This is a genomic window from Arthrobacter sp. ISL-69 (assembly GCF_018613775.1).
Classification (GTDB): Bacteria; Actinomycetota; Actinomycetes; order Actinomycetales; family Micrococcaceae; genus Arthrobacter.
The window spans coordinates 1-11,194 of sequence record NZ_JAGGPO010000043.1; the positions used below are offsets into that span (position 1 = coordinate 1).

The 11,194-nt window shown below is 63.4% G+C and carries 8 protein-coding genes and 1 pseudogene; 5 read left to right on the forward strand and 4 right to left on the reverse strand.

What is annotated here, in order from left to right:
* Positions 1 to 1,520: 1,520 nt before the first annotated feature.
* Both J7I79_RS21830 and J7I79_RS21835 read right to left on the reverse strand, forming a co-directional pair.
* On the reverse strand, positions 1,521 to 1,895 hold the full coding sequence (locus J7I79_RS21830) for a hypothetical protein (protein ID WP_214956967.1): 375 nt from the start codon (positions 1,893 to 1,895) through the stop codon (positions 1,521 to 1,523).
* Between the two features lie 20 nt (positions 1,896 to 1,915).
* Complete coding sequence (locus J7I79_RS21835; RefSeq protein ID WP_251043148.1) at positions 1,916 to 2,389, reverse strand: hypothetical protein; 474 nt, start codon at positions 2,387 to 2,389, stop codon at positions 1,916 to 1,918.
* A 1,296-nt stretch (positions 2,390 to 3,685) separates the two neighbouring features.
* Here J7I79_RS21835 and J7I79_RS21840 point away from each other — a divergent pair.
* The 5 genes from J7I79_RS21840 (at position 3,686) to J7I79_RS21860 (ending at position 9,947) form a co-directional block, all read left to right on the forward strand.
* Positions 3,686 to 4,270: a TetR/AcrR family transcriptional regulator gene (locus J7I79_RS21840; protein WP_214956969.1), complete on the forward strand. Its 585-nt coding sequence runs from the start codon at positions 3,686 to 3,688 to the stop codon at positions 4,268 to 4,270.
* Positions 4,271 to 4,579: 309 nt separating this feature from the next.
* Complete coding sequence (gene betA, locus J7I79_RS21845) at positions 4,580 to 6,292, forward strand: choline dehydrogenase (RefSeq protein ID WP_214956972.1); 1,713 nt, start codon at positions 4,580 to 4,582, stop codon at positions 6,290 to 6,292.
* A gap of 3 nt (positions 6,293 to 6,295) precedes the next feature.
* Positions 6,296 to 7,828, forward strand: coding sequence for an aldehyde dehydrogenase family protein (locus J7I79_RS21850; RefSeq protein WP_214956974.1), 1,533 nt, complete (start codon positions 6,296 to 6,298; stop codon positions 7,826 to 7,828).
* 117 nt (positions 7,829 to 7,945) lie between these two features.
* Entirely contained in the window at positions 7,946 to 9,586 is a 1,641-nt protein-coding gene (locus J7I79_RS21855) for an APC family permease (protein ID WP_251043149.1), read from the forward strand.
* Between the two features lie 199 nt (positions 9,587 to 9,785).
* Positions 9,786 to 9,947: a type II toxin-antitoxin system Phd/YefM family antitoxin gene (locus tag J7I79_RS21860; RefSeq protein WP_214956976.1), complete on the forward strand. Its 162-nt coding sequence runs from the start codon at positions 9,786 to 9,788 to the stop codon at positions 9,945 to 9,947.
* An 810-nt stretch (positions 9,948 to 10,757) separates the two neighbouring features.
* Here J7I79_RS21860 and J7I79_RS21865 read toward each other — a convergent pair.
* Entirely contained in the window at positions 10,758 to 10,979 is a 222-nt protein-coding gene (locus J7I79_RS21865) for a hypothetical protein (protein WP_396020237.1), read from the reverse strand.
* A 12-nt stretch (positions 10,980 to 10,991) separates the two neighbouring features.
* Positions 10,992 to 11,194, reverse strand: a pseudogene (locus tag J7I79_RS21870) (pyridoxal 5'-phosphate synthase lyase subunit PdxS); the annotation flags it as partial.

An 11,194-nucleotide genomic window follows, 5' to 3' on the forward strand; every position in this document is an offset into this window, starting at 1 on the left:
CCCATGTCCCGAGACATCACACGACCCGATCCGAGGCCCAAGGTGTGCACATTGTGCACACCCCCTTTTTTTGCCCAGTTTTCGCATGGTACAACTGACAGCCACGGCCCGTCGGGCGAACCAGTTCCAGGGCGTGCGTGAGACAGCGTCGCCCTGACTTGCCGTGCCCTGGTGACTGCGCCAAAACGTTGCCGACAGCCCAGATCGAACACCCGCGAATGGACCAAGGCACATGCGGTGTATCGATGGGCGTCACGTCGGCGGGTTCCTCCGTTCTGTACATCCCATGGGCAAACGGGTAGAAATCCGCATGACGGGACGAACGGCGCCCTTGCCCTGCCAATGTCCCCTGATCGACGGCGGTCTGCAGCGCGCGCCGGGCGTGCTTTTTGGGCTAACCGATCAAAGACCTGGCTCGGAGCCTCACAACCTTGTTCGCCCGGACCCCTCCCCCACGGTTTCGCACCCCTTGCGCTCAAATCAGTTGACCCCTGAACCCACTGAAGTCAGAACGACGAAACGTCCGTTATCGGCGCTTAAGGCGTGCTCTCCCACTTTCGGGTTGCCCCCGATACGCGAAAGTGTTCGAACTACCGAGAAGAACGCCGCGCAAATGACTCGTGCCGCAGGGGTTCTTCTTTGAAGCCTATCCCTCACGGTTCAGATGTGCCCTGCCAGGCTGCTTGACGGCAGTGCGGGAATCTGCTTGGACTCTTGGCCCGCCAGCAGTCAGTCGCTCAATCTTGTTGCATTCGCAGTGGCGGGCGGAGATGGCAAATCCGTGCGTTAGGTGATCTCCGCGCATGGTGGTGCTGGCTGAGCGGTTACTACTTGGGTATTCGGATCGTACTCTAGGGCCGGCCTTCCGGCCACGATCACTGTAGCGCGCTCCCATGGCCGGTCTTCAAGTAGGAAGGGAATTTCTTGTTCTTCCCACTCCCTGTGCAGGTCTTCTTCTTCCTGGCCATCTCGTGCCAGCAGGCGACATCGGGCTTCAAAGTTGTCACACTGCACCCAGATCGAAGCGTCGACTAGGTCAGAGAGAGCTTGGCGTGATGATCCGCTCCCTTCCACCCACACCACGGAACGCCCGGCGGGTAGAGCTATGGCACCTGGACGTTCTCGGGCCACCCAACCCGGCGGACGGTAATGGACTGCCTCGCCTTGGAGCAGGGGTTCGAGGACACCGCCACGGAGTTCATCGGCCCAGTCAAAAAACGAGAGATGCCACGCTACATCGTCCGTGTGAACGACATCTGAGTCCGGCACTCGAGCTAGTAGACGATCGACCAGGGTGGTCTTGCCTGCCCCGCTCCTTCCATCTACCGCTACAATCCAGGGGCGGTTCGGACGTTGTCCTGCTGCCGGCAGTAACCGCCGCACCAAGCCTTCCAGTGACTCGGCTTGCCAGGGTCCCGCATCGGGTTCGCCGACTTCCGGTTTCATATCCATGGTTACCTCGACTTCGATTGGGACGCTCACCGGTCAGGCATGAGGCGGCTGCCAACATCCTGAGGCGTTTACGAGCCGAACAGTTGAGCTGCCATCGAATATATCCCCCATAACCCAGCCGCTAGCAGGATGCCCAGGTAGGCCAAGACCAGCCTCGTGTCGCGGAGGTAGCACTTCGACTTCGTCAGGCCCCTCCGTCGGGCTTTCCAATAGCCTGCGAATCCGACTGCGGCGAACACGGTCAGTGCTACAGGGCCGGCTGCCCAGCCGAGCAGGGCAATGGTGGCGTAGATGCAGAGCCGCAGCGGGTCGAAAGTCGGCGGGGACTGCGGATCGGTTTCAGTGTCAGGCCTGTGTCCGTGCCGGCCTGCGTGTTTGGAGCGCACCAGCTGTGACGGCGGTGGCCCGCCTGCGATACGCCGGGCCTCAGAAGCGGAGCTCATCATTTCTCCCTGTCGCTGGCTCAGACCTGGCGGACTGGGAGAAGCTCCCGGCCTGTTGCTGTGCTCATTCGTTGCCTGGCCAGGGTCGGCCACGCCTGGACGGCGCAGAACGGGGCGCACTGGTGATCGCCGGCGTCACTCTTCGTGCCCACGTGGACGCAGCATTGTGTAAGCCGTTCCTCGATCACCGTGGAAATGTCCATGAAGGGCTTGACCATGATGCGGGTGATCCGTTCGGCGAGGAGCCTGCGCAGCCGCTGTTGCTGCCCTGGAAGCTTGCCGGCAGCCAGTGTGGTGAGTGTGCCGATGCCGAGGTCGCACTGGGTGCAGATGTTCTTCCAAAGATCCATGGTCCGCGGGTGGGACAGCGAGGACTGCTCGCTTAGCAGGTCCAGCAGGGAGGACTTCATGAGGGTGCGCAGCTCGAGCGGGATCGCGCTGTCGGCGATGCGGTTGGCGATGCTGTCAGGATTGAGTTCCAGCCAGGCGAGCAACTGATCGTGGCCGATGAGGGCTGTCAGCGAACGCCAGACCCCGGAGTGGCCTTAACCAACAGCGCGATGCTCCGTCGACAACAGGGGCATCGATCACCACCCTAGCTTTGCCCAATGCGTGGCGCCCCAATGCATTTCGTGATAATCATGTCGTTGCTGACGCGAAGTGCATGAAGTCATGTCAGCGGAAATCAGCCAGACATGGAGCCCTCCGATGAGCCAGGGAATCACTAATAGATGGTGTGGACACTGCCCGCACACCTTTGGCCGGACAAACAGACGTCGCAGCGTTCACCAATGCGCCCAACAGACGCGAACGCATAAGAAACATCTTGAAAAAACTTTCCCTGGGGTCATGCCGTCAGTACAAGCCCAGGCCATGAATAGGTGAACGGCCAACTGCCACCACAGCGATTCGAGAGGAGATCCGGATGACCGCAGATCCCAGCAGAAGGACAGCCCACCAGCCAGGGCTCTGAACCCGCCACCCACATAACTTCACAGGCGACCGCAGCGCCAGGCACCGACCGCGGCCAGAGTCAGAGGGACCCCGCGGAGGGTCAATGTACACACATTAAAGGCAAGACCCCCTCTGACGAGGGGGAATGCATGCCCAAGGTGGGACTCGAACTGCATTCCAGCCCCTGCAAACACTGGGAACTCTTGAAAACATCGGCAATCCGAGCCAGTCCGACGATATACGAGTCAGTCCGAAGCCCGAGGTGTGGACACTGTCCACACTCTCTTTTGGCCCACTTTGCTAAATTGTCCTGGCGACTGCCACGCCCCTCCAGTGCTTCGCTTCTCAAGTGTTCGTGATTTCGCTCCGCCCTGAATCAGGACGCCCGGAGTCACGGTTGCAGTGTGGCCGACGGCCGATCGAGCACCAACACTCTGGGCGTGCACGGACTGGAAATCGACGAGCGACATGTTCGGTTCATTCCTCCTCTGCGAACATCTCATGTACAAACGAGTGGGAACGCACACGATCGACAGCCCGACCCTGTACTCAAGGCCACAGCCACACACGGCGCTGCGTTGCCAGCTTGCCAACCCATTCGACTTCTCGCGGATCGCCGAATGGGCTGGGCTGGCGGCATACCGGCGCGGCTAAGATTGACCGGACCTCCGATATCGGCTGATGAAAAATGAGCGGGGAGGGTTCTCAAAACCCCATTCCCGCCTGGTTTTTCCCCCGCCAAAAATCAACGGGCCTTGTCGGGCGATTAGGCCCGCAATATTCCTCTGCCTGGTTAGCGAGATGCACTCATCCGGGTTTCGCAATAGTCTGGCCGGGTGGATACAAGCACCGTGAACTCCGGCGAACAGGTTGACAGGCAGTCGCGCATTCTCGAAGCGGCGCTGGACCTGCTGTCGCGCCACGGCATCTCAGGTGTCAATATGCGCGCCGTGGCGCGCGAAGCCGGCGTTGCATTAGGGCTCGTGAACTACTATTACGAAGACAAGACAAGCTTGATCCGTGCGGCATTGCACCGAATTGACGAGCACGACCTTATGCTGGTCGCGCCCGACCCGGCGTCGCCCCCGGACGAACAGCTCCGCACGGCTCTCCGGCGCGTTGCGGACCCGGAACTGCTGACCACCCAGCACCTGTCCCTGCGCCTCCATCTTTGGGCGCTCGCGCAAGCCCATGAAGACTTTGCGCTGATCAATGCTGCAGCGTTTGAACGGTACCTCGATGGGCTCGCGGCGCTGATAGGAAACGCCAAGCCTGAGCTTTCCGGCGATGTGTGCAGGGAGCGGGCGGCTGACATCGTCGTCGTGCAAAACGGGATGTGGCTGACGGCGCTCCTCGGCGTCGACGAGGCTTCCATCCGCAGGAGCATCGCCCGCACGGAGCAAATCGCCTTCGCCGCCTAGCGGCTACACGCCCCAGCTGAACAAGCACTGCCCGGCCCCGGCGGACTACGTCCAAACTTTCTTGAACATCGGTTCAGTTTTAGCCTTGAACACTTGTTCAAGGTGTATTACTCTGCTTGTGTATGACCTACACCACACAAACGGGGTCCTGCGGGAATAACTGCGTTTCAGCGGCGACATCCGGATTGCGGCTCAGAGCAACTCCGCTCGCCGCAGCTCCCTGACCATGTCAACGCCCACCGCCAGCTTCCAGATGAAGGACAACCCGCTCCCGGCGGTTGATCTGCACCAGCTAGAAGGAGATTTTGCATGACACAGACCACCTACGACTACGTCATAGTCGGCGGCGGAAGCGCGGGTTCCGTGCTCGCCAACCGCCTGAGCGACGGAGGCCAGAGCAGCGTCCTGGTTCTTGAGGCCGGACGGAGCGACTACCCTTGGGACCTTTTCATCCAGATGCCTGCCGCGCTGACCTTCCCCAGCGGCAACCCGCTCTATGACTGGCGCTACGAGTCCGATCCCGAGCCCCACATGGGCGGCCGGCGCGTGGCGCACGCCCGCGGCAAGGTCCTGGGCGGCTCGAGCTCCATCAACGGCATGATCTTCCAGCGCGGTAACCCGCTCGATTACGAGCGCTGGGGCGCCGACGCTGGCATGGATACCTGGGACTTCGCGCACTGCCTGCCCTACTTCAACCGGATGGAAAACGCGCTGGCCGCCGACCCCGACGATGAACTGCGCGGACACTCCGGCCCGCTGGTGCTGGAGCGCGGCCCCGCCACCAACCCGCTGTTCCAGGCCTTCTTCGCCGCCGCCCAGGAAGCCGGATACCCGCTGACCGACGACGTCAACGGCTACCGCCAAGAGGGCTTCGCCGCGTTCGACCGGAATGTCCACAAGGGCCAGCGCCTCTCGGCCTCCCGCGCCTACCTCCGTCCCGGCTACGGCCGGAAGAACCTGAAGGTCCTCACCCGGGCCCTGGTCACCAAGGTCAACTTCAAGGGCAATGTGGCCAGCGGTGTGACCTACCGCCGCAACGGCAAGCTGCATCAGGTGAACGCCGGAGAGGTGATCCTGGCCGGCGGCGCCATTAACACGCCCCAGCTGCTGCAGCTGTCCGGCGTCGGCGATGCCGCCCACCTGAACTCACTGGGCATCAACTCCGTTGCAAACCTGCCCGGTGTCGGCGAAAACCTCCAGGACCACCTCGAGGTCTACATTCAGCACGCCTGCACCCAGCCGGTCTCCATGCAGCCAAATCTGGACCTGTGGCGCTACCCGCTGATCGGGCTGCAGTGGATGCTGGGGCGTAAGGGGCCGGCCGCCACCAACCACTTCGAGGGCGGCGGCTTTGCCCGCTCCAACGACGACGTGGCCTACCCCAACCTGATGTTCCATTTCCTGCCGGTCGCCGTCCGCTACGACGGCCAGAAGGCGGACGCCAAGCACGGCTACCAGGTGCACATCGGCCCCATGTACTCCGACGCCCGCGGCAGCCTGAAGATCAAGTCCACCGATCCCACGGTGCACCCGTCGATGCTGTTCAACTACCTTTCCACCGACCAGGACCGCCGCGAGTGGGTCGAGGCGGTCCACGTTGCCCGCGACATCCTCGGCCAGTCCGCCATGGGTCCCTTTAGCGGCGGCGAGCTTTCTCCCGGACGGGGCGTGCAGACCGACGCGGAGATCCTTGACTGGGTTGCCCGCGACGCCGAGACGGCGCTACACCCGTCCTGCACCGCGAAGATGGGGCCGGACTCCGATCCCATGGCCGTGGTGAACCCGCTGGACATGAGCGTGCACGGCACCCGCGGCCTGCGCGTGGTGGATGCGTCGGCCATGCCCTACGTGACCAACGGCAACATCTACGCCCCGGTGATGATGCTCGCCGAAAAGGCTGCCGACCTGATCGCCGGCAAGGCGCCGCTCGCGCCCCAACACGCCGAGTTCTACCGACACGGGGTGAGCCCGCTGGAACGCGGCGGAGCCGCGACAGCCGAAACCGTTGCGGCGAAGGGCTAGGGCATGAGCGTGACAATCGATACTGAACTGAAGCTCGCCCGAGGCCTGTACGTCGACGGCGCCTGGCAACAGGTGTCCGACGGCGCGACCACCACCGTGCGCTGTCCGGCGGACGGGCGCCAGGTGGCGGTAGTCGCCTCGTCGACGGTGGAGGACGCAGAGCGGGCGATCGCCAGCGCACGGGCCGCGTTCGACGACGGCCCGTGGCGCCGGCTCACGGACATCGAGCGCGGCGCTGTCATGCTCCGCGTCGCGGACCTTCTTGAGCGGGACAAGGCTGCCTACGCAAGGGCCGAGGCCCTCGATACGGGCAAGCGGCTCATTGAGGCCGAATACGACATCGATGACATCGCCGCTTGCTTCCGGTACTACGGGAAGATCGCGGGCCTCGAAGCCGGCAGGGTCATCGACACGGGACGGCAGAACGCCATCAGTCGCGTCGTCTACGAGCCGCTCGGGGTCTGTGCCCTCATCGCGCCGTGGAACTACCCGCTCCTCCAGGCGGCGTGGAAGGTCGCGCCAGCGCTCGTCGCCGGGAACTCGTTCGTACTCAAGCCCAGCGAGCTTACGCCGTCGACCTCGATTCTGCTCATGGAGACGCTCGCGGAGGCCGGTGTCCCGGCCGGCGTCGCCAATCTCGTCACCGGAGCCGGGTCAAGGGTGGGCGGCCCGCTCAGCTCCGACCCGCGCGTCGACCTCGTCTCCCTGACCGGAAGCCTTGCCACGGGGCAGACGATCATGGCCGCCGCAGCGGAGACCGTGAAGCGCGTCGCGTTCGAGCTCGGCGGGAAGAACCCGAACGTCGTCTTCGCGGACGCGGACTGGGACGCCGCCGTCGACAACGCCTTGACTGCAGTGTTCCTGCACTCCGGTCAGGTCTGCTCAGCAGGGGCGCGGCTCGTCGTCGAGGAGACGATCGCCGAGCGTTTTGTGGCCGAGGTGGTCGAGCGGGCGAAGAAGATCCGCTTGGGCGGACCGTTCGATCCCGACGCCGAGACGGGGCCGCTTATCTCCGCCAAGCACCGCGAGCAGGTCCACGCCTACGTCCAGGCCGGGATCGCGGAGGGCGCAGAGCTGTTGTGCGGTGGCTTCATCCCCGAGGAGGAGCCGCTTGCGGACGGCTTTTTCTACCCGCCCACCGTGCTCGGCAACTGCCGCTCGGGCATGAGCGTGCTGCGGGAGGAGTCCTTCGGCCCAGTGCTGACCGTCGAGACGTTCCGCAGCGAAGCCGAGGCCATCACGATCGCGAACGACACCGAGTACGGGCTGGCCGGCGCGGTCTGGACCTCGGACGCGTCGAAGGCGCAGCGCGTCGCGGGCGCCCTCCGGCACGGAACGGTGTGGATCAATGACTACCACCCGTACGTCCCCCAAGCGGAGTGGGGCGGTTTCGGGAAGTCGGGGATCGGCCGTGAGCTTGGCCGCGCGGGGCTCGACGAGTACCGCGAGGCCAAGCACATCTGGCAGAACATTCAGCCTGCACCCAGCGGCTGGTTTGGCTCATCGCCCGAACCGGGAGCGGCCGTCAGCAGCTAGGCAGTACCAGAAGGGGGAACGGCGGGGCGCGGTCTCATCCGCGCGCGCCGTTGATTCACCTGCGTCCAATGGCGGGCGCAGGACTTCACCATCGTGCTTTTCGACTTAGGAGCTCAGATGTTAGTACCCAGCAAGAGTACGGATTCAAGCGGCATGGACGAGTTTGGCTACGCCCAGACCCTGGACCGCAGCATTGGCAAGTTCGCCAGCTTCGCCGCGGGCGTCAGCTACATCTCCATCCTCACCGGCGTTTTTCAGTTGTTCTACTTTGGTTTCTCCATGGCGGGCCCCGCCTACGCCTGGTCCTGGCCCATCGTCTTTGTGGGCCAGCTCATGGTGGCGCTGTGCTTTGCCGAACTGGCAGGCCGTTATCCCGTGGCCGGTTCGGTCTACAACTGGGCCAAGAGGCTGGCCTCCGGCACGTCAGCATGGCTCGCCGGCTGGCTGCTGCTGCTGTCCTCCATCGTGGCCCTCGGGTCAGTGGCCCTGGCCCTGCAGCTCACCCTGCCGCAGCTCTGGTCCGGCTTCCAGCTGGTTGGCGACGGCACCGGGCCCCTGGACTTTGCCATCAACGGCGTACTACTGGCCACCATCATGATCACCATCTCCACGCTCATCAACGCCTTCGGCGTGAAGCTGATGACCCGCATCAACAGCATCGGCGTCTTCGTGGAACTGGCCGCAGCCGTGCTGCTTATCCTCGCCCTGGGCTGGCACGTCGTCCGGGGTCCCGAGGTCTTCTTTGACACCGCCGGTTTCGGCGAGGGCCACGACCTGGGCTTCTTCGGCGTCTTCCTCATCGGCGCGATGGCCTCCGGCTACGTGATGTACGGCTTCGACACCGCCAGCTCCCTGGGGGAGGAAACGAAGGACCCGAAGCGCACCGCGCCGAAGGCCATCCTGCGGGCTGTTACCGCGTCCTTCCTGCTCGGCGGCCTGATCCTGTTCTTCGGCATCCTGGCAGCCCCCGACCTCTCCGACCCCAAGGTGGGTGCGCCCGACGGCGGCCTGCAGTACGTCGTGCTTTCCGTCCTTGGTGGCCCGTTCGGGAAAGCCTTCCTGGCGTGTATCGTCGTCGCCGTCGTGGTGTGCACCCTGGCCGTCCACGCCGCCGCCATCCGCATGATGTTTGCCATGGCCCGGGACAACAACCTGCCGTTCAGCCGCCAGCTCAGCAAGGTGGATCCGGTCCGCAAGACGCCTGCGGTCGCAGCCATCGTCATCGGCGTTATGGCCATCATTCCGCTGGTCGTCAATGTCATGCAGCCGGCGATCTTCACGATCCTCTCCAGCATCAGCATTGTCCTGATCTACCTGTCCTACCTGCTGGTCACCGTTCCCATGTTGCGGAACAGGTTTCTCAAGAAATGGCCGTTGCGCGATGAAGGCACCGACAAGGCGGGCTTCAGCATGGGCAAGTGGGGGCTGCCGGTCAATATCCTCGCCATGCTGTGGGGCGGTGCCATGACGCTCAATCTGATCTGGCCGCGGCCGGAGATCTATAACTCGGTGCCGCCCTTCGAGTGGTATCTGCAGTGGGGCGGTGTCATCTTCGTCGCCACCGTCACCGCCGGAGGAGCCCTGCTGTACCGACTGAAGATCCGCCACCAGACGGGCGTCCTGGCCGAGCACGCCGCGGCCGTCGCAGCACATCCGTCGCCGGACTCCGCCCAAACCGCATCCTCAGCTGCCACCGAACTGGCTTCGGATCCTGTCCACGCCAGAGCCGCACGGTCCCCCGCGGACATTGTCAGTTGAGATCCCTGACTCACTGGCAGTCAATGGTGCCACATCAAAAAAAGTCCGGCGTCATAGATTGGCACCCTGCGGATAATTAGCACGAGGGTCAGGCAGTACCCGCAGACCGGACGAGCATCCCTCCACCACTGTCCACCGGCGGAGGGATGCTCGTCCGGGGCGTCTTTCCACTACAAGCGGGCACTTCAAGACGTCCGCGGTGCTGTCAGCGGACGACCTGGAGTCTCTTCAGGAAACCATCCATTGGCTCTCTCGGCCCGGGATCGGGGAAGACCTCGAACAGGCGAAGCGCGACATCGCCGACGGCAACACGGTCAGCGGAGATGACCTGCGCCGTGAGTTCGGACTACCGCTGAGGTGAGTGAAGCTCAATCCACTGACCCGGGACCATCCCCACCTCCGGTCTCGCCATTCCGTCATGTTGTCATCCAACACAGAGGCAATAAATGGATATGACGACCCAGCCAGGTAGCGGTACAACTGGACATCTCGCTCCAAATCGACAACGTTTATGTCGTGGAGGCGTGAGGAAACCACGAAGACTAACTAGTCACAAAGCCGCTCGCCTCACTTCAGAAAGGAGCTAGCCGGCAACGTATCTGCCAACGAAAAAGGCCCCCGAGCGGCCCACATGTGAACAATTTGTCCCACGCAGAGGCCCAAAACTCCGGCCCCTGCGAACACTGGGAACTCCAGAAGACATAGCCAGTCCGAGCCAGTCTGGCACCGGTACGAACCAGTCCATAGCCGAGGGTGTGCACATCGTGCACACCCTCCTTTTGGGCCCTACCGAGCACACCTACCGTGGGATCATGTGCCGGGAAATCAAAAACGCTGCATCCTGAAATTCCACGCCGCCCGCAGCCACACCCACGACCAAGTCAAAACCCCCATCAGTCGTGAAGTCATGGCGATAACCAAGGAATACAGCACGATCCGCGGCCACCAGGAACGCCGCTAGGCTTACCGGCTTTTCGGGACGCAGCTGAAACCCGGAATTCGCGCTTATGGCCCGGACGTTCGGCGGTTGCTGGGACAACAACCGCAGTTCGTTCGCGCGCTTGCACCTTTGACCGGACTCATTTACCCGCGGAATGCTCAAATCAGAGCGGACGGCGGGGCGTCCCGCCATTGTCCGCTAGAGTTTTCGCCCAACCGGCAAACCAGCCGACTACACCCAGACCTTGTAGCCGGTGGATTTGTCGAAGAGCCTCCGCGTATAAGCTCCTGACCCCGCTATCCAGAGCACAGAATCATCGTCAGCGGCCTGCTCGACCACTCCGGTGATGACGTGCTCGTCCATAAGCCACACTTCCACCGTGTGGCCCGTCAGCCGGGACCAGTCGCTGCGCAGCCCACGTACGCTGGCGTTCCGGGCTGGGCATGTCGCCACAGATGTCATGATCTACCAGCCCCGCTCAGCAAGACGATGGGGCTGCGGGATCTCGTCCACATTGATGCCCACCATGGCTTCGCCCAGGCCGCGGGAGGCCTTGGCGATCACGTCGGGGTCATCGAAGAAGGTGGTGGCCTTCACGACGGCGGCGGCACGCTGGGCCGGGTTGCCGGACTTGAAGATGCCGGAACCGACGAACACGCCGTCAGCGC

Bases quoted from the DNA above. Each gene is read 5' to 3' on its own strand.
- J7I79_RS21830 (WP_214956967.1), bottom strand. From the start codon at position 1,895: ATGAGCTCCGCTTCTGAGGCCCGGCGTATCGCAGGCGGGCCACCGCCG.
- betA (WP_214956972.1), top strand. From the start codon at position 4,580: ATGACACAGACCACCTACGACTACGTCATAGTCGGCGGCGGAAGCGCG.
- J7I79_RS21850 (WP_214956974.1), top strand. From the start codon at position 6,296: ATGAGCGTGACAATCGATACTGAACTGAAGCTCGCCCGAGGCCTGTAC.
- J7I79_RS21855 (WP_251043149.1), top strand. From the start codon at position 7,946: ATGTTAGTACCCAGCAAGAGTACGGATTCAAGCGGCATGGACGAGTTT.